At 71.7% G+C, this 19,025-nt stretch carries 14 protein-coding genes; 1 reads left to right on the top strand and 13 read right to left on the bottom strand.

The window, feature by feature from the left end:
• Positions 1-29 precede the first annotated feature (29 nt).
• The 7 genes from QSK52_RS06335 to typA form a co-directional block, all read right to left on the bottom strand.
• Positions 30-1,658, bottom strand: coding sequence for a peptide ABC transporter substrate-binding protein (locus tag QSK52_RS06335; RefSeq protein ID WP_285734536.1), 1,629 nt, complete (start codon positions 1,656-1,658; stop codon positions 30-32).
• A gap of 164 nt (positions 1,659-1,822) precedes the next feature.
• Positions 1,823-2,842: an ABC transporter ATP-binding protein gene (locus QSK52_RS06330; protein ID WP_285734534.1), complete on the bottom strand. Its 1,020-nt coding sequence runs from the start codon at positions 2,840-2,842 to the stop codon at positions 1,823-1,825.
• A complete protein-coding gene (locus QSK52_RS06325; protein WP_285734532.1) occupies positions 2,835-3,887 on the bottom strand; it encodes an ABC transporter ATP-binding protein in 1,053 nt (350 codons plus the stop codon). The genes QSK52_RS06330 and QSK52_RS06325 overlap by 8 nt, the downstream gene beginning before the upstream one ends.
• 17 nt (positions 3,888-3,904) lie before the next feature.
• Entirely contained in the window at positions 3,905-4,855 is a 951-nt protein-coding gene (locus tag QSK52_RS06320) for an ABC transporter permease (RefSeq protein ID WP_285734530.1), read from the bottom strand.
• Positions 4,848-5,777, bottom strand: a complete 930-nt coding sequence (locus QSK52_RS06315; protein WP_285734528.1) for an ABC transporter permease — start codon at positions 5,775-5,777, stop codon at positions 4,848-4,850. The genes QSK52_RS06320 and QSK52_RS06315 overlap by 8 nt, the downstream gene beginning before the upstream one ends.
• A gap of 140 nt (positions 5,778-5,917) precedes the next feature.
• A complete protein-coding gene (locus QSK52_RS06310; protein ID WP_285734526.1) occupies positions 5,918-7,555 on the bottom strand; it encodes a peptide ABC transporter substrate-binding protein in 1,638 nt (545 codons plus the stop codon).
• Positions 7,556-7,908: 353 nt separating this feature from the next.
• Positions 7,909-9,813 carry a translational GTPase TypA gene (gene typA / locus QSK52_RS06305; protein WP_285734523.1) on the bottom strand — a complete coding sequence of 635 codons (1,905 nt, stop codon included), beginning with the start codon at positions 9,811-9,813 and terminating at the stop codon, positions 7,909-7,911.
• A gap of 212 nt (positions 9,814-10,025) precedes the next feature.
• On the opposite strand from typA, the gene QSK52_RS06300 reads away from it, so the two are divergent.
• Positions 10,026-11,150: a hypothetical protein gene (locus QSK52_RS06300; RefSeq protein ID WP_285734520.1), complete on the top strand. Its 1,125-nt coding sequence runs from the start codon at positions 10,026-10,028 to the stop codon at positions 11,148-11,150.
• On the opposite strand, the gene QSK52_RS06295 is transcribed toward QSK52_RS06300, so the two are convergent.
• From QSK52_RS06295 to QSK52_RS06270, 6 genes are all read right to left on the bottom strand, one after another.
• Complete coding sequence (locus QSK52_RS06295; protein WP_435053185.1) at positions 11,147-13,609, bottom strand: SpoIIE family protein phosphatase; 2,463 nt, start codon at positions 13,607-13,609, stop codon at positions 11,147-11,149. The genes QSK52_RS06300 and QSK52_RS06295 overlap by 4 nt on opposite strands.
• Positions 13,610-13,765: 156 nt before the next feature.
• Positions 13,766-16,570, bottom strand: coding sequence for a SpoIIE family protein phosphatase (locus tag QSK52_RS06290; RefSeq protein ID WP_285734517.1), 2,805 nt, complete (start codon positions 16,568-16,570; stop codon positions 13,766-13,768).
• A gap of 213 nt (positions 16,571-16,783) precedes the next feature.
• Positions 16,784-17,185: an NUDIX hydrolase gene (locus QSK52_RS06285; protein ID WP_285734515.1), complete on the bottom strand. Its 402-nt coding sequence runs from the start codon at positions 17,183-17,185 to the stop codon at positions 16,784-16,786.
• Positions 17,186-17,218: 33 nt separating this feature from the next.
• Positions 17,219-17,689, bottom strand: coding sequence for an adenylate cyclase (locus QSK52_RS06280; RefSeq protein ID WP_285734512.1), 471 nt, complete (start codon positions 17,687-17,689; stop codon positions 17,219-17,221).
• 84 nt (positions 17,690-17,773) lie between these two features.
• On the bottom strand, positions 17,774-17,995 hold the full coding sequence (locus QSK52_RS06275; RefSeq protein WP_285734511.1) for an SPOR domain-containing protein: 222 nt from the start codon (positions 17,993-17,995) through the stop codon (positions 17,774-17,776).
• Between the two features lie 129 nt (positions 17,996-18,124).
• On the bottom strand, positions 18,125-18,943 hold the full coding sequence (locus QSK52_RS06270; protein ID WP_285734509.1) for a methyltransferase domain-containing protein: 819 nt from the start codon (positions 18,941-18,943) through the stop codon (positions 18,125-18,127).
• Between the last annotated feature and the right edge of the window lie 82 nt (positions 18,944-19,025).

Here is a 19,025-nt window from a genome sequence, read left to right as displayed (position 1 = left end):
CGGGGAGGACGGGGCCGGTGCCGGGCAGGTCAGCCCTTGACCTCGACCTGGGTCCAGGCCGGGTTGCCGAAGGAGTCGAACGTGACGTTCTGGACGTTCGTGGAGTAGCCGGAGTTGGTCCGGTAGTACCAGAGCGGGATGGCCGGCATGTCGGTCGCCAGCTGCTCCTCGGCCTTCTGGTAGCCGGTCGCGGTGTCCTGGATCGAGGCGGCCTGGTCGGCCTCGGTGGAGAGCTTGTCGAACTCCGGGCTGGAGTAGCCGGTGTCGTTGGAGGCCGCGCCGGTGCGGTAGACGTCCGCCAGGAAGTTGGCGTTCAGCGGGTAGTCCTGCACCCAGCCGGTGCGGAACATGCCGTTGATCTGGTGCCCGGTGATCGCCGCGCGGGCGGTCTTGAAGTCGGTCTTCGGGTCGCCGCTGCAGTTCACCCCGGTCGCCTGCCGGATCGAGTTGCAGACCGCGTCCACCCACTCCTTGTGGCCGCCGTCCGCGTTGTACGTGATCTTGACCGCGTTGCCGGGGACGCCGCCGCCCTCCTGGATCAGCTGCTTCGCCTTGTCCGGGTTGTACGTGCAGAAGTCCCCGCAGGTGCCGGACTTGTAGCCCTCGACGCCCTCGGCGACCCAGGCGGTGGCGGACTTGCGCGAGCCCTGCAGCACCGTCTTGGTGATGGTGTCGCGGTCGATCGCCATCGACAGGCCCTGCCGGACCTTGGCGGTGTTCGCGCCCTGCCACTCGGGCTGGTAGAGGGTGAAGCCGACGTTCTGGATCGCGCCCTGCGGGGCGTCGATCGCCCGGTCGCCCAGGTCGTTCTTGTAGTTCGCCAGCGCCGACGGCGGCACCTGGTCCATCACGTCCAGGTTGTTCGACTGCAGGTCCGCGTAGGCGGCCTCGGCGGTGGTGTACATCTTGAAGACGACGCCGCCGTTCTTCGGCTTGTCCACGCCCTGGTAGTTGGCGAAGGTCTTGGTGACCACCTGCGAGTTGTGGTCCCAGCTGACGAACTGGTATGGCCCGTTGCCCACCGGCTTCTGCCCGTAGCCCGCCGGGTCCTTGAAGAACCCCTCCGGGAGCGGCGAGAAGGCCACGTACCCCAGCTTGTACGGGAAGTACGAGACCTTGTTGTACAGCTTGATCGTGAAGTGCGTGTCGTCCTGGACGGTCAGGCCGGACATCTTGTCGGTGGTCGGCGAACCGCTCTCCGGGTGGACGTCCTTGTAGCCCTCGATGTCGCCGAACCAGGAGCTGTTGATCTGGTTGTTGCCGACGTTGGCCGCCCAGTTCCAGGCGTCCACGAAGCTCTTCGCCGTCACCGGCGTCCCGTCGTGGAACGTCCACCCCGACTTCAGCGTGACGTTGTAGGTCTGCGCGTCACTGGTGTCGATCGACTCCGCGACCTGCATCCGCAGCTTGCCGCTGGAGGGGTCGTAGTCGGCCAGGCCCTTGAAGAGGTTCTGCACGATGCGTCCGCCGCCGGTCTCGTTGGCGTTGGCAGGCTGCAGCGGGTTCTGCGGCTCGCTGCTCTGGTAGGTGAAGGTCTTGCTGGTGTCCGACGAACCGCCGCCGGAGCCGCCGTCACCGCTACTGCCACAACCCGTGGCCACCAGGGCCACGGACGTCGCACTGACAACAGCCCAGCGCACGCGGGTGCCTGCAGGCATGGAGCTTCCTCCTCAGGGGTGTATGAGACGCATCTCACCTCATGAGAAGGGGCGGGCAGGTGCGGCGCGACCGCAGTAGGGCCGGACGGGGGAGGTACGGCGGAGGGGTGCCGGGCGTGTCGCCCGGCACCCCTCCTGAGTGCCCGTCAGTGCCGCGCCGGCCTTCAGGCGGCGGCCGCGGTCTCCCGCTCGGCCGCGAAGTGGCAGGCCGACTCGTGCTTGGCGCCACCGGCCAGCAGCTCGGGGACGGCCAGCAGCGGGAGCTCGGTGGAGCAGCGCTCCTGCGCCTTCCAGCAGCGGGTGCGGAACCGGCAGCCGGAGGGCGGGTTGGCCGGAGAGGGGATGTCGCCGGAGAGGATGATCCGCTCCCGCTTCTCCCGGTCGCTCGGGTCCGGCACCGGCACCGCGGACAGCAGCGCCTGGGTGTACGGGTGGGTGGCGTGGTCGTAGATCTCCAGGTCGGTGCCGATCTCGACCATCTTGCCGAGGTACATCACGCCGACCCGGTCGGAGATGTGCCGGACGATCGACAGGTCGTGGGCGATGAACATGTAGGAGAGCTCGAAGTCCTGCTGCAGCTTCTCCAGCAGGTTGATCACCTGGGCCTGCACCGAGACGTCCAGCGCGGAGACCGGCTCGTCGCAGATGATCACCTCCGGCTTGAGCGCCAGGCCGCGGGCGATGCCGATGCGCTGGCGCTGGCCGCCGGAGAACTGGTGCGGGTACCGGTTGATGTACTCCGGGTTCAGGCCCACCACGTCCAGCAGGTCCTGCACGGCCTTGCGCCGGTCGCCCTTCGGCGCCACCTCGGGGTGGATCTCGAAGGGCTCCCCGATGATGTCGCCGACCGTCATCCGCGGGTTCAGCGAGGTGTACGGGTCCTGGAACACCATCTGGATGTTGCGGCGCACCGCCTTGAGCGCGGCGCCGGACAGCCGGGAGATGTCCTCGCCCTTGTAGAGGACCTGGCCCGCGGTGGCCCGCTCCAGGTTCATCAGGACCTTGGCCAGGGTCGACTTGCCGCAGCCGGACTCGCCGACGATGCCGAGCGTCTCGCCCTTGTGGAGGGTGAAGGAGATGCCGTCGACGGCCTTGACCGCGCCGACCTGCTTCTTGAACAGGATGCCCTGGGTCAGCGGGTAGTGCTTGACCAGGTCGCGGACCTCCAGGATGGGCTCAGCCATGGAGGGTCTCCTTCCAGAAGTGGCAGGCGCTCTTGCGCCCGGCGAGCTCGGCGCCGTCCCGGTCGGTGACCTGGTGCAGGGCGGGGCTCTCGGTGCGGCACAGGTCGGTGGCGGCGTCGCAGCGCGGGTTGAACGCGCAGCCGGCCGGGACCTTGTAGAGGTTGGGCGGCAGGCCCTTGATCGCGTACAGCTCCTCGCCCTTCTGGTCCAGTCGCGGGATCGACCGGAGCAGGCCCTCGGTGTAGGGGTGGGCGGGGTTGGCGTACAGGTCGTGGACGGGGGCGGTCTCGACGATCCGGCCCGCGTACATGACGGCGATCTTGTCCGCGACGTCGGCGACCACGCCGAGGTCGTGGGTGATCAGGATCAGGCCCATGTGGTACTCGGCCTGCAGTTCCGCGAGCAGGTCCATCACCTGGGCCTGGACGGTGACGTCCAGCGCGGTGGTGGGCTCGTCCGCGATGATCAGGTCCGGCTCCAGGGCCAGCGCCATCGCGATCATGATGCGCTGGCGCATGCCGCCGGAGAACTGGTGCGGGTAGTCGTTCACGCGCTGGGCGGCGGCCGGGATGCGCACCCGGTCCATCAGCTCGATCGCCTTGGCCTTGGCCTCCTTCTTGGAGAGGCCCTGGTGCACGCGGAACATCTCGCCGAGCTGGTAGCCGACGGAGAGCACCGGGTTGAGCGAGGAGAGCGCGTCCTGGAAGATCATCGCGATCTTGCGGCCGCGGATCTTCCGGCGCTCCTCGCCGGACATCTTCAGCATGTCCTGGCCGCGGAACAGGATCTCCCCGGAGGTGATCCGGCCGGGCGGCATGTCGAGGATGCCCATGATGGTCTGCGCGGTGACGGACTTGCCGGAGCCGGACTCGCCGAGCACGGCCAGCGTCTCGCCCGCGGCGACCGAGTAGTTGACGCCGTTGACGGCCTTGGCGACGCCGTCCCGGGTCTTGAACTCGACGTGCAGGTCGCGGACTTCGAGCAGCGGGGTGCCCGGGACCGGGCGGTCCTTCGCGGCAGTGGTCTTCTCAAGTGCGGTGGTCATGATGCGGGCCGCCTCTCTCAACGCAGCTTCGGGTCGAGGGCGTCGCGCACCGCGTCGCCGAGCATGATGAACGCCAGGACGGTGACGGAGAGCATGCCGGCCGGGAAGAACAGCGCGAACGGTGCCTGGCGGATCACCTTCTGGGCCGAGTTGATGTCGATGCCCCAGGAGATGGTCGGGTCCTGCAGACCGATGCCGAGGAAGCTCAGCGTGGCCTCGGTGGCGATGTAGCCGCCGAGCGCGATGGTCGCGACCACGATCACCGGGGCGATCGCGTTCGGCAGGATGTGCTTGAACATGATCCGGCCGGTGCCGGCGCCGAGCGCCTTGGCCGCGGTCACGTAGTCGGACTGCTTGACGGTGATCACCGAGCCGCGCATCACGCGGGTCATCTGCGTCCAGCCGAGGACGACCAGCGCGAAGACCACCGACCAGACCGTGCGGACCTGGAAGGCGTTCAGGATGACCAGCGCGCCCAGCAGCAGCGGGATGCCGAAGACCATGTCGGTGAAGCGGGAGACGATCGTGTCGACCCAGCCGCCGTAGTAGCCCGCGATCATGCCCAGCAGGCCGCCGAGGACGGTGACGCCGGCGGTGACGCAGATGCCGACGACCACCGAGGCGCGGGCGCCGTAGATCATCCGGGCGTAGATGGAGCGGCCCTGGCCGTCGTAGCCGAACCAGTCGCCCTGGAAGAAGTGCAGGTAGTTCGGCTTGGTCAGGTAGTGGTTGCGCAGGTCGCCGGCCCGCGGGTCCACCGAGGTGAACAGGCTCGGGGCGATCGCGAACAGCACCAGCAGGACGATCAGCACCGCGGAGATGACGAAGACCGGGCGCTTGCGCAGGTCGTGCCAGGCGTCCAGGCCGAGGCTGCGGGGCTTCTCGGCCTTCGCCTCGGCGGCGGTGCCCCGCTGCGCGGGGATCGCGTTCTCTCCCGCGGGGGCGGTCTTTTCGATCATGTCAGGCATACCGGATCCTCGGGTCCAGGACCGCGTAGAGCAGGTCGACGAGCAGGCTGGCGAAGAGGAAGACCAGCACCAGCACCACGACGAAGCCGGAGACGGTCGCACCCTCGCTGCGGCCGATGGCGTGGTACAGCGCGTTACCGACGCCCTGGACGTTGAAGATGCCCTCGGTGACGATCGCGCCGCCCATCAGGGCGCCCAGGTCGGTGCCCAGGAAGGTGACCACCGGGATCATCGAGTTGCGCAGCAGGTGGGTGCCGATCACCTTGCGCCTGGGCAGGCCCTTGGCGACGGCGGTGCGCATGTAGTCGGCCTTCAGGTTCTCCGCGATGGAGGTCCGGGTCAGGCGGGCGACGTACGCCAGCGAGATCGAGCCCAGCACGACGGCGGGCAGGATCAGCTGGTCGAAGGTCATGTGCTGCGCCTGCACCGTCGGCTTGACCCAGCCGAGCTGGATCGCGAAGACGTTCTGGAAGATGAAGCCGAGCACCGGGACGGGGATGGAGATCAGCAGCAGGGTCAGGACCAGGGTCGACTTGTCGAACGCCTTGCCGCGGCGCAGGCCGGCGAACAGGCCGATCGCGACGCCGACGACCAGTTCGAAGGCGAAGGCGAGCAGCGCGAGCTGGATGGTGACCGGGAACGCCTCGCCGATCACGTCGGTGACCTTGCGGCCGCCCATGGTCGTGCCGAAGTCACCGGTGAACAGGTCCCCCATGTAGTTGAGGTACTGCTGCCACTTGGAGACGTCGAGTCCCATCTGGTGCTTGAACGCGGCGAGCTGGGCCGGGTCGGCGGCCTTGTCGCCCCACATCGCGGCCGCGGGGTCGCCGGGCAGCATGCGGGTCATGAAGAAGATGATGGTGACCGTGCCCAGGAACACCGGGATCATCTGGAGCAGTCGCCTCGCGACGTAGCGCCCCATCGTGCCTCCAATTGACTGCTCTGACGGGCTGTCGTCCCGGTGTCAGAGTTCTGGACGTGACAACGGCCGGTGCCGGGCCGCCCGGTGGGGCGGGGCACGGCACCGGCCGTGTCTGTTCGAGCCGTGCGGTGCCGGCGCGGTTACTTCTGCTTGACCTCGACCTGGGTGAAGACCGGGTCACCGAACGAGTCGTACTTCACGTTCTGCACGTTGTTCGAGTAACCGGCGGTGGTCTTGTAGTACCAGAGCGGGATGGCCGGCATGTCCTTGGCCAGCTGCTCCTCGGCCTTCTGGTACAGGTCCGCGGTGTCCTTCACCGAGGTGGCCTTGTCCGCCTCGGCGGCCAGCTTGTCGAACTCCGGGCTGGAGTAGCCCGCGTCGTTGGCCGCGGCGCCGGTGCCGTACACGTCGCGCAGGAAGTTGGCGTTCAGCGGGTAGTCCTGCACCCAGCCGGTGCGCATCAGGCCGTCGACCTTCTTGTTCTTGATCAGGTCGCGGGAGGACTTGAAGTCCGGCTTCGGGTCGCCGACGCACTCCACGCCGGTGGCCTGGCGGATGGAGTTGCAGACCGCGTCCACCCACTCCTTGTGGCCGCCGTCGGCGTTGTACAGCACGGTGATCTTGTTGCCGGGGACGCCGCCGCCCTCGGTGATCAGCTGCTTGGCCTTCTCCGGGTTGTACGTGCAGTACTCGCCGCAGGTGTTGTCCTTGTAGCCCATGGCGCCCGGGGCGACCCAGGAGTTGGCGGGCTGGCGGGAGCCGTTGAGCACCGTCTTGGTGATGGTGTCGCGGTCGATCGCCATCGACAGGCCCTGGCGGACCTTCGACAGGTTCGCCGGCTTCCAGTCGTCCGCGTACAGCGAGAAGGAGATCGACTGGATGGCGCCCTGGGCCTGGTCGACGGCGCGGTCGCCCAGGTCGCTCTTGTAGGAGGCCAGGTCGCTCGGGTCGACCTGGTCCAGCACGTCCAGGTTGTCGGAGACGAGGTCCTTGTAGGCGCCCTCGGCCTGCGAGTAGTTCTTGAAGACGATGCCGGCGTTCTTCGGCTTGTCGACGCCCGCGTACTTGTCGTAGGCGGCGACGGTGACGGCCTTGTTGTGCTCCCACGAGACGAACTTGTAGGGGCCGTTGCCGATCGGGGACTGGCCGTACTTCGCCGGGTCGGTGAAGAAGACCTCGGGCAGCGGCGAGAAGGCGGTGTAGCCGAGCTTGTACTCGAAGTACGAGACCGGGCCGTTCAGCGCGATGGTGAAGTGGGTGTCGTCGACGACCTTCAGACCGGACATGGTCGTGGCCTTCGGGTCGCCCTCGTCCGGGTGGACGTCGGTGTAGCCCTGGATGTCGGAGAACCAGTCGGAGTTGATCTGGTTGTTCTTGACGTTGGCCGACCAGTTCCACGCGTCCACGAAGGACTTGGCGGTCACCGGGGTGCCGTCGTGGAAGGTCCAGCCCGACTTCAGGGTGACGGTGTAGTTCTGCGCGTCGGTGGTCTCGATCTTGTCGGCCACCTGGTTGCGGAGCTCGCCGTTGGTGGGGTCGTAGTCCACCAGGCCCTTGAAGAGGGTCTTGATGATGCGACCGCCACCGACCTCCATGGCGTTCGCCGGCTGGAGCGGGTTCTGCGGCTCGGTGCTCTGGTAGCTGAAGGTGCCCTGGGCGTTGACCGCCCCGCCACCGTTCGAGCCGGAAGAGCTTCCGCCGTTGCTGCCGCAAGCGGTAGCGGCGAGGGCGACCGCGACGGCTGCGACAACCCACTTGGCCTGGCTGGCACCGCGCATGGGTGTGCCTCCTGAAATCGTGTTGCAGATCGCTCGCGGCCTGGCGCGCACCCCTGCGCAGGAGCCTCGACCCGAGCTCGACTGCACCCACTATCGGTCACTCACGGATACGGAAATGACCATTCCGGATTTCAATTTGGTCACATGAACGATGGATGAATCCCGGAAAACGGACATTCAAGACATACTCAGACATGGGCGAAACGGACAGTTGTCACGGATGACGATCCGTGACGTCCGATTAACGAACGCCCCGCCCTCGGGTGCCCGTGACGCAACGTCACCGAAAACGCGACCGGCCGACGTCCGCGAGGACGCCGGCCGGTCGGCCGAACGGGGTGGAACCGCGGGCGTCAGCCCTTCTTGGCGCGCGAGGCGGTGCGGCCGCGCTCCTTGGCGTCCAGGACGACCTTGCGGATGCGCACGGTCTCCGGGGTCACCTCGATGCACTCGTCCTCGCGGCAGAACTCCAGCGACTGCTCCAGCGAGAGCTTGCGCGGCGGCACGATGGACTCGGCCACGTCGGCGGTCGAGGACCGCATGTTGGTGAGCTTCTTCTCCTTGGTGATGTTCACGTCCATGTCGTCGGAGCGGGAGTTCTCGCCGACGATCATGCCCTCGTACACCTCGGTGCCGGGGTCGGTGAACAGCACGCCGCGCTCCTGCAGGTTGGTCATCGCGAAGGCGGTGACCACACCGGCCCGGTCGGCGACCAGGGAGCCGTTGTTGCGGGTGGTCAGGGTGCCGAACCACGGCTCGTAGCCCTCGTGGATCGAGTGCGCGATGCCGGTGCCGCGGGTGCTGGTGAGGAACTCGGTGCGGAAGCCGATCAGACCGCGGGAGGGCACCACGAACTCCATCCGGACCCAGCCCGAGCCGTGGTTGGACATGTTGTCCATCCGGCCCTTGCGGACGCCCATGAGCTGCGTGACGGCGCCCATGTGCTCCTCGGGGACGTCCACGGTGAGGCGCTCGACCGGCTCGTGGGTCTTGCCGTTGATCTCGCGGGTGACCACCTGCGGCTTGCCGACGGTCAGCTCGAAGCCCTCGCGGCGCATGGTCTCGATCAGGATGGCCAGCGCCAGCTCGCCGCGGCCCTGCACCTCCCAGGCGTCCGGGCGCTCGGTCTCCAGCACGCGCAGCGAGACGTTGCCGATCAGCTCGCGGTCCAGGCGGTCCTTCACCTGGCGGGCCGTCACCTTGCGGTCCACCTTGGCGCCGGACTTGGCGTCCGCGCCCTTGCCGGAGCCGCCCTTGCCGACCAGCGGCGAGGTGTTGGTGCCGATGGTCATCGAGATCGCGGGCTCGTCGACGGTGATCAGCGGCAGCGCGATCGGGTTCTCGGTGTCCGCGAGGGTCTCGCCGATCATGATCTCGGAGATGCCCGCGACGGCGCAGATGTCACCGGGGCCGGCCACCTCGGCGGGCTTGCGGGTGAGCGCCTCGGTCATCAGCAGCTCGGAGATCCGGACGTTCTGGATCGAGCCGTCGCGCTTGATCCAGGCCACCGTCTGGCCCTTGCGCAGCTCGCCCTGCTCGACCCGGAGCAGCGCGATGCGGCCGAGGAAGTTGTCGGCGTCCAGGTTGGTGACGTGCGCCTGCAGCGGGGCGTCCTCGTCGTAGGTCGGGGCCGGGACGTGCTCCAGGATGGTGGAGAAGAACGGCTCCAGGTTGCTGGAGTCGGCCGGCACGGTGCCGTTCTCCGGCTTGGTCAGCGAGGCCACGCCGTCACGGGCGCAGGCGTAGACGATCGGGAACTCGATCTGGTCCTCGTCCGCGTCCAGGTCCAGGAACAGGTCGTAGGTCTCGTTGATGACCTCGTCGATCCGGGCGTCCGGGCGGTCGGTCTTGTTGATGCACAGGATGACGGGCAGCCGGGCGGTGAGCGCCTTGCGCAGCACGAAGCGGGTCTGCGGCAGCGGGCCCTCGGAGGCGTCGACCAGCAGGACGACCGCGTCCACCATCGACAGGCCGCGCTCGACCTCGCCGCCGAAGTCGGCGTGGCCGGGGGTGTCGATGATGTTGATGGTGATCGGCGCGCCACCGTCCTTGGGGTGGTACTTGACCGCGGTGTTCTTCGCGAGAATGGTGATGCCCTTCTCGCGCTCCAGGTCGTTCGAGTCCATCATCCGGTCGTCGAGCTGCTGGTGGGCGGCGAAGGCGCCGGCCTGCTTCAGCATGGCGTCGACCAGGGTGGTCTTGCCGTGGTCGACGTGGGCGACGATGGCGACGTTACGAATGTCGTTGCGCGTGGGCATGCGGCGCTGATTCTCCCGGAATCGTGGGTCACGGTGCCCGGCCCGCGTCAGCATTCACCGGTCCACCCGCCGGGCACGGCACATGCCTCGGCTTCTTCCCATCGTACGGGGAAGGGCCCAATGGAGCCGAAACGGGCGGCTGCGGGGCGGTGGAGATCACAAGTGCGTCTCGGTCCTTCCCGTACGCACCACGGGGTCGGGAAGCTACGCCGGTGAAGAAGAAGACCCGTCTCCTGGTGCTCCTCGCGGTGTTCGCCGGGGTGTTCCTGACCCAACCGCTGCTCTCCCGGGTGTCGGTGCCGCCGCTGCACGTCGGCCTGCTCGCGATCTTCGGCGGGGCGGTCACCGGCAACCTGCTGACCCAGCTCGGGCTGGCGGTGCTGGCCCGCCCCGCCGGTCTGGCGCCGACCCTGTACCTGGTCGGCGCGGGCCGCCGGGTCCGCACCGTGCGGTTGGGCCGGTGCCCGCTGGTGCTGCGCACCGTGCCGCTGCCGTTCCTGGCCGGCAGCTACCAGCTCACCCCCGGCCCGCGGTGGCGGGCCTGGACGGCGGTGACGGCCGCCTACCTGCCCGCGCCGGTCCTGGGGGTCTGGCTGCTGGCGACCGGCGAGGGCGGCTGGCAGCCGTTCGGCCTGATGCTGGCGGCCCCCCTGCTGGAACTGGCCGTCCAGGCCGCCTTCCCGGGCTGCCCGGGCTGGGTGGTGCTGCGGATGCCCCTGGCCTCCCCCGCGGTGCTGGCCCAGGTGTACGCGACCCCGGGCCAGGCGGTGGCCGCCCGGGCGCTGGAGGGCGGGCGGATCGGCGAGGCCGCCGCCGCGCTGGCCGCCGAACCGGGGAACGGCACCCTGACCGACGGCCTGTTCCGGGTGCGGGTGCTGCTGGCGACCGGCGAGTGGGCCGCCGCCCTGGAGCGGGCCGAGCGGATCACCGTCGCCGCGCCGGTGGCCCGGGTCGGCTGGCTCGCCGACCTGGTGCGTGCCGAGGCGCTGGTGTGCGCCGCCGACGCGGGGCTGCTGCCGCCCGCCGAGTACCTGCCGCGGCTGGCCGCGGCGGTCGACGCGGTCGGCGACCGCCGACCGGGCGCGGCGGTCCGGGCCGACCTGCACCGGCTGCGCGGGGATTGGGAGCAGGCCGTGAAGTGCGCCGCCCCGGCCGCGCGGCGGGCCCTGGACGCGTGGGGCGCGGCGGACGCCGCCTGCTCGCTGGCGGCCGCGCTGCAGGCCGCCGGGCGGCCGGAGGAGGCCCGCCGGGCCCTGGCCCGGGCCCACGGGGTGCTGCCCGGCCTGGCCCGGACCGCCCTGGTGGAGCGCCGGGCCGCGGCCGTGGTGCTGGACTAGAGCGCCAGCTCGAACCAGACGATCTTGCCCTTGGGGGTGCGGCGGCTGCCCCAGCGCTCGGCCAGCAGGGAGACGAGCTGCAGGCCGCGGCCGCCCTCGTCGGTCTCCTGGGCGCGGCGCTGGCGCGGCTGGGCGTAGCCGTCGTCCCAGACCTCGCAGACCATGGTCTTGTCGCGCAGCAGGCGCAGCCGGATCTCGCCGCGGCCGTGCCGCAGCGCGTTGGTGACCAGCTCGCTGACCAGCAGCTCGGAGGTGTCGACGAGTTCGTCCAGGCCGCGTTCCAGCAGCCAGCCGCAGGCGGCCTCGCGGGCCTTGGCCACCGAGGTCGGCTCGGGGGGCAGCCGCCAGTCGCCGACCGAGCCCCGGGGAAGGCCCTTGACCTTGGCCATCAGCAGGGCGATGTCGTCCTCGCCGTGGTGCGGGTTGAGCTCGTCCAGGACCTGGTCGCAGAGCTCCTCGATCCGCTCGGACCCGGCGGCCAGGGCGGCCCGGAAGGCGTCGATGCCCTCGTCGAGCTGGTGCTTGCGGGACTCCACCAGGCCGTCGGTGTAGAGGGCCAGCACGGCGCCCTCGGGCAGGTCGACGGTGACCTCCTCGAAGGGCTCGCCGCCGACGCCGAGCGGCAGGCCCGGCGGCACGGTGATGGTGCGGGCGCCCTGGCCGGGGGTGAGCAGGACGGGCGGGAGGTGCCCGGCGTTGGCGAAGGTGCAGCGCTGCTTGACCGCGTCGTACACGGCGTAGACGCAGGTGGCGAGGTAGACCTCGGCGCTGGAGCGGTCCGGGTCCTCGTCGTTGCCCAGGCCGCGGGCGATCTCGTCGAGGGCGGAGAGCACCTCCTCGGGGTCGAGGTCGAGCATGGCCAGGGTGCGCACGGCGGTGCGCAGCTGGCCCATCGCGACGGCGGCGCGCAGGCCGCGGCCCATCACGTCGCCGATCACCAGGGCGGTGCGGCTGCCGGGCAGCGGGATGACGTCGAACCAGTCGCCGCCGACCTCGGTGTTGTTGTTGCTGGGCAGGTAGCGGCGGGCGATCTCCAGGCCGGAGGCGGCCGGGTTGCCGGGGGGCAGCAGGCTGCGCTGCAGGATCAGGGCGCGCTCGTGCTCGCGGCGGTAGAGCCGGGCGTTGTCGACGCAGACGGCGGCGCGGGCGACGAGCTCCTCGGCGATCGCGACCTCGCGGGCGTCGAACGGCTCGCTGCCGATCGCCCGGGAGAGCTGGACCAGGCCGAGCACCTGGTCGCGGGCGACCAGCGGCACCACCAGGGTGGAGCGCAGCAGCGGGTCGGGCCCGGGCTGCGGGACGACGCTGCGGCCGGTGCGCAGGGCGCGGGCGTGCGGGGAGCGCGGCGGGTAGCAGAGCGTGCCGCCCGCCTCGGCGACCCGGACGCCGCCGCGCTCGCTGCCGAGCACGGACGGGGCGTTGCCGACCACGCTGGAGACGGCGACCCGGCGCAGTTCGCCGCTCTCCGGGTTGGCGCTGAGCGGGGCGGAGTCGCCGGTGAGCAGCGCGGTGTACAGGTCGACGGTGGCCACGTCGCAGAACTGCGGGACGATCACGTCGAGCAGTTCCTTGGCGGTGGTCTCCAGGTCGAGGGTGGAGCCGATGTGGGTGGACGCCTCGTTCAGCAGGGCGAGGCTGCGGCGCACCCCGGCGGCCTCGCGTTCGGCGATGTGCCGGCTGGTGACGTCCTGGACCTGCCCGGCCACGCCGATCGGGCGGCCGCCCGCGGCGGTGAGCCGGTACAGCGAGACCGCCCAGGTCCGCTGGTCCTCGTCGCGCCCGGCGCTGGGGCGGGCGGCCCGGACCGGGCCGGACAGCCGCAGGTCGAGGACGGGCTCCTGGCCGGTGAGGACCTTGCGCAGGGCGAGCAGCAGCCGGTCCGCGTCGGAGGGGCGGAACACGTCGCCGGGGGCCAGGCCCTGCAGGGCGGCGGGGCTGCGGCCGACGCCGGCCGCGAAGGCGGCGTTGACCCGCTGCAGCTTGAGGTCGGTGTCGAACAGGAAGAACCCGGTGGGGGTCTGCCCGATCACGGCCTCGGAGGCGGCCAGGTCGGTCTCGATGGCGCGCAGCCGGCCGAGGTCGACGGCCAGGCAGGTGGCGGAGCCGTCGGCGCTGGCGGGCATCGCGTAGACCTCGGCGAGGCTCTCGGCGCCCGACAGGTCCCGGTAGGGGGCGGTGCCGACCCACTCCTCGCCGGACAGGATGCGCTCCAGCCGGGCCCGGCCGCGCTGCCACAGCTCGCGCGGGACGAACGCGGTGATCGGGTCGGCGCCGACCGCCTCGGCGGCGGGGACGCCGAAGAACTCGGCCGCCCGGTCGCTCCACTGGGCGATCCGCCCGTCCGGGCCGATCGCGAAGGTCGCGACCCGGATGTAGTCGTAGATGGTGCCCGAGGCGCCCTGTCCCCAGCCGAGCGGCAGCGGGACGGGGGTCGTCGGGGCACCCGGCTGCTCCGGCACCGCGGCATAGCCGCCGCTGCCGTGCGTCACGTTCCGTGCCGGGAAGCTGTTCAACGGACCGACCCCTCCAACCCGCGCCCATCCGGTGTCGAGAAGACCGAGTATTCGATGTCCGAGTATTCATCATCCGGGTGCGGGCGCACACGCCCTTCAACGTCACAACATCGAATCGGGTAGCTGAACCTCCGAGTTCACGAGCTCGAACCAGACCACTTTGCCCAGCCCCTCGGCCCTGGTGCCCCAGCGCAGGGCGAGCCTGCGCACCAGTTCGAGGCCGCGCCCGCCCTCGTCGCCCGCCCCGGCGTGGCGCTCCTTGGGCGGGTCGGGCAGCGGGTCGGAGATCTCGACCAGGAGCAGTTCGCCGAGGGTGAGCCGGACGCCGATCGGGGCGCTGGCGTACCGGACGGCGTTGGTGACCAGTTCGCTGACGAGCAGTTCGGCGGTGTCGGTGAGCTCCTCGACGCCCCAGTCGGCCAGCGTGCCGCGGACCAGGCGGCGGGCGCGGGAGACCGCGGTCGGTTCGGCGGGCAGCGTCCAGCCCGCGGTGGGCGACTCGGCCCGGCCGCGGCCGAGCCGGGCCAGCAGCAGGGCCACGTCGTCGGGCTCGCGGCCCTGCTCCATGGTGCCGAGGACGGCCTCGCACGCCTGCTGGATCGAGGCGTACGGCTGTTCCAGCACGCTGATCAACCTCCCCAGTCCCACGTCCAGGTCCTTGTCCCGGGACTCCACCAGCCCGTCGGTGCACAGGGCGAGCAGGCTGCCGTCCGGGATCTCCATCTCGATGGACTCGAACGGCACCCCGCCGACGCCGAGCGGCGCGCCGGAGGGCAGGTCGAGCACCTGGCCCGCGCCGCCGGGCAGCGGGCCGCCGGAGCGGGCCGGTTCCGCGTCGGCGCCGGGGACCACCAGGACCGGCGGGATGTGGCCGGCCTTGGTGACGGTCAGGCTGCGCCGGGCCGGGTCGAAGACCGCGTAGACGCAGGTGGCGAGCAGGGCCTCGTCGGGGCCCTGGGCGAGGTCGTCGGCGAGCTCGTGGACGTGCCGCAGGACGACCTCGGGGGCCAGGTCGAGGGCGGCCAGCACGCGGACGGCGGTGCGCAGCCGCCCCATCGTGGCGGCGGCCCGCAGGCCGTGGCCCATCACGTCGCCGACCACCAGGGCGGTGCGGTCGTCGGGCAGCGGGATGACGTCGAACCAGTCGCCGCCGACCTCGGTGCCGCTGGAGCCGGGCACGTACCGGTAGGCGACCTCGACGCCGGTGGGCTGCGGGACCTGCTGGGGCAGCAGGGTGCGCTGCAGGGTGAGCGCGGCGGTGCGCTCGCGGGCGTAGAGGCGGGCGTTGTCGAGGGAGCTGCCGGCCCGGTCGGCGAGCTCGACGGTGAAGGCGAGGTCGTCGCGGTCGAAGCCCTCGCGGTAGCCGGCCCGGCTGACCACCAGCAGGCCGATGACGATGCCGCGGGCCCGCAGCGGGACCACCAGCCGGGAGTGGACGCCGAGTTCGCGGGCGGCCTCGACCTTGGGGTCTCCCGCGAAGGACAGCTCCTCGGTGCCGTTGCCGCCGGAGAGCATCTCGGGGACGCCGCTGCGCAGCACCCGGCCGAAGACCGAGTCCTCGTCGAAGGTGACCCGGGCGCCGTGCCGCAGCATGGTCTCCACGGCGGGGCCCTGCTGGATCGCGGCGACGCCGAGCTGCAGCAGCGAGGTGTGCCGGTCGTGGCCGTGCCGGGGCAGGTCGTCGCCGTGCGCGACGGCCTGCAGCAGGATCACCCCGGCGTAGTCGGCGAGCCGCGGGACGACCGCGCCGGCCAGCTCCTGGGCGATCATCGACGCGTCCAGCAGGTCGCCGACCCGGGAGCCGAACTCGTTGAGCAGCGACAGCCGACGCCGGGCGCCCTCGACCTTGGCCACTGCCCGGTAGCGCTCGGTGACGTCCATCACGGTGCCGGAGATGCCCAGGACGCGGCCGGAGCGGTCGGTCATCCGGCTGTAGGAGATCGACCGGTAGCCGGAGCGGGCGGTGGACGGGGAGGCCAGCGTGACGTCGATGACGGGCTCGCCGGTGGCCAGCACCTGGCGCTGGACGGCGGTGATCTCGTCGGCGGAGCGCTCGGGCAGCGTCTCGCCGGTGGTGCGGCCGATGTGCTCCTCGGCGGGCAGGCCGTTCATCTCGGCGAGGGTGCGGTTGACGGCGGTGTAGCGCAGGTCGGTGTCGAGGACGGCGATGCCGAGCGGGGACTGCTCGAACAGGGCGTCGCGGACCGCGAGGTCCCGTTCGACGGCGCGCAGCGCGGCGGCCTCGGTGAGCGCGGCCTGCACGTACGGGGCGCCGTCGCCGTCGACCAGCAGCGACAGCCGGACCTCCACCTCGACCGGCAGGCCGTCCCGGTCGGCGAGTTCGGTGAAGCCGTGCCAGGAGCCGCGGCGCAGCGTCTCCTCCAGGGCGGCGCGGGTGCGCTGCACCTGGTCCGGGTCGGGGATCAGCTCGTCGACGGCGCGGCCGACCAGCACCTCGCTGGGCCAGCCGAGCATCTCCTCGGCGGCGGGGCTCCACAGCACCACCCGGCCCGAGGTGTCCAGGATGACGATCGCCACCCGGACCACGTCCAGCAGGCTGCCGCCCTCGGTGCGGCGGCTCGGGTGCAGGGCGGTGGGGCCGCTGTCGGCGCGGGCGCCGGGGGGCGCCGCCGGCGTGCCGGGGAAGGCCCGGGCGGGGCGGCCGCGGGCCGGGGACTGGCCGGGGCCGGGCGCGGTGGGCGGCTGCGGGGCCGGGCCCGCACTGGGGGCGGTGCCGGGCAGTGCGGAGGGCCGCTCGCCGGGGCCGGGGCGGCCGCGGCGCAGCCGGGCCCGGGCCGCCGCCCGCCCGGCCGGGCCCGCGGGCAGCGCGGCACCGCCGGGGCGCCGCGCCCCGCGCGCGGGCGGACCGGACGCCTCGCGCCCTCCGCCGTCACCCGGCTTCGCCACCTACGGAGCCTCCGGCCGTCGCTGGGACGCCCCCGGCGGTCACCGGGGTGCGGGCCGCCGCCACGCCGCGCCGCCGCGGGCTCACGGATCGTGACGAATGCTGCCGAACTCTGCCATACCCAGGGAACCGCGCCGCTATCCCGGCATCCGGGTCGTCTGTCCGATTGGCGTACAGACCGGGCGTTTCGGCGTGCGGGAGGGTCTCCCGGGTGCCTAGTGCAGGAGCCCGTCGCGGTGCAGGTCGTCGAAGAGGACCTGGTCGACCGGGGGGACGCGGTCGCGGTCGGCGTAGCCGAACCACTCGACCTCCTCGATCTCGCTGCTGGCGGCGAGGGTGCCGGTGTAGTCGGCGGCGTAGCAGGCCATCGAGACCAGGGTGCCGGGGGCCTGGGCGTGGGCCTCGGCCCGGTAGGTGCCGACGTGGGTGACGGTGTCGGGGAGGATGGCGACGGTGAGCTCCTCGGCGACCTCGCGGACCAGGGTCTGCAGGTCGGTCTCGGTGCCCTCGCGCTTGCCGCCGGGGATGTAGAACACGTCCTTGCCGCGGGGGCGGGCGCACAGGATCCGGCCGCCCTCCAGCCGCACCCACGCCACCGTGTCGATCAGGTCTGCCATCGCCGTCCTCGTGCTCGTCGTACCCGCCCGACCCTACGGCAGGGGCGGGGCGTCGGCGGCGGCCAGCCGCTGGTTCCCGAACTCGGGGCGGTCGGTGACCTCGGGGCCGAACCAGGGCGGCGGGGTGAACGCGGCGGCCCGCTCGGGGTCGGTGAACTCGACCTCCACGGTGCGCAGTCCGGCCAGTCGGCCGTGGTAGGTGTCGACCACGGCCTCGTCCGGGCCGAGCGGGACGATCCGGCGGGTCTTGTCGATCCGGGCGTGCTCGGTGGCGGGCCACAGCTCGGCGAACTGCTCGGCGCTCAGCGGGATCTCCCACTCGCCGCGGACCAGCCCGACGCCGCGCTTGACGGTCAGCGAGCACGCCGTGCCCTGCTCGCGCACCCGCGCCTCGGCCCCCTCCGGCCCGAGCACCAGGTACCCCTGCCGGACCTCGAACTCCCGCCCGTCCGGGACGGCTGCGCCGTCCGGGACGAGGAACTTGCGCTCGATCTCGACGCCCACGCGTCCTCCTCGGCATCCACCTCCGGGGCGGCGTGCGCCGCTCCGGGGCCACACGCTACGCGGGCCGGGCCGGGCGGCGGGGGATCACGCGGGGTCGGCGGGTTCCCCGGCGCCCTCCGGGGCCTCGGGGCCCTGGGGGTCCTCGGGTTCGACCCAGTACAGCTGCTTGTGGCCGCGGGCCTCGAACTCGGCCGCCAGCGCCTCGGCCCGGGCCCGGTCGAGGCCGCGGGCGAGCAGGAAGCGGTTGCCGTTGTCGTCCTGGCGCATCACCCGGTGCGGGGCGGCCGGGCGTTCCTCCCGGTGCATGCCCACACGGTAGCGGTCCGACCCGGTGGGGGGCGGGTCGGACCGCCCGTCCGGCCACCAGGCTGGACGGTGAGTGCTACCGGGCGGTACGCGGCCGGTCAACGTCTCGTTAACGCGGGGGCGTCCCAACTAGCTTACGCGTACCAGGAGTTCGCCGTGCAGTACGGCGAACCAGGCATCCGGGTCGGCGCCCCAGCGGGCCCAGCCGTCGGCGATCCGCTCCAGGTCCGCGGGGGTGGCCAGGCCCTCGGCCAGGGCGGTGTCGGCCAGCTTGGTGCGCGTCGTGCGCTCGGCCCAGCTCTGCGACCACCAGGCGCGCTCCTCGTCGGTGGCGAAGGTCCAACTGCTGGACGAGGGAACGACCTCGACGCCCGGCCCGTCGGCCAGCCCGGCCGCACGGGCCCAGGCCAGCAGGCGGCGACCGGCGTCGGGCTCGCCGCCGTTGGCCCGGGCGACCTTCCGGTACAGGCCCACCCACTCGTCCAGCTCCGGCAGTTCGGGGTACCAGGCCATCGCGGCGTAGTCCGAGTCGCGGACCGCGATCACCCCGCCGGGGGCGGTGACCCGGCGCATCTCGCGCAGTGCGGCGACCGGATCGGGCAGGTGCTGCAGCACCTGGTGGGCGTGCACCACGTCGAACGAGCCGTCGGCGTAGGGCAACCGGTACACGTCCGCGACCTCGTACGACAGGTTCGCCAGCCCGCGGTCGGCGGCCAGGGCGGCGGCCTCGGCCAGCACCCCGGCGACCGGCTCGATGCCGACCACCCGACCGGTGGGGCCGACCAGTTCGGCCAGGTCGGCGGTGATCGTGCCCGGACCGCAGCCGACGTCCAGCAGCCGCTGCCCGGGGCGCAGTTCGGGCAGCAGGTAGGCGGCGGAGTTGGCGGCGGTGCGGCTGCGGTGCGAGCGCAGGACGGCGTTGTGGTGGCCGTGGGTGTAGGCGGGCATGGCGGGACTCCCTCTCCCTCGAAGGCGGTTCCTCGGCGGCTCCTCCAGCATAGGAAAACGTTCCACTCTTCGGACACCTGCG

Origin of the sequence: Kitasatospora phosalacinea, from assembly GCF_030268885.1 — a bacterium.
In the GTDB taxonomy this organism is placed as follows: Bacteria; Actinomycetota; Actinomycetes; order Streptomycetales; family Streptomycetaceae; genus Kitasatospora; species Kitasatospora phosalacinea_C.
The sequence above is the reverse complement of the archived record's forward strand: the minus strand, read 5'-3'. Positions and strand labels throughout refer to the sequence as shown.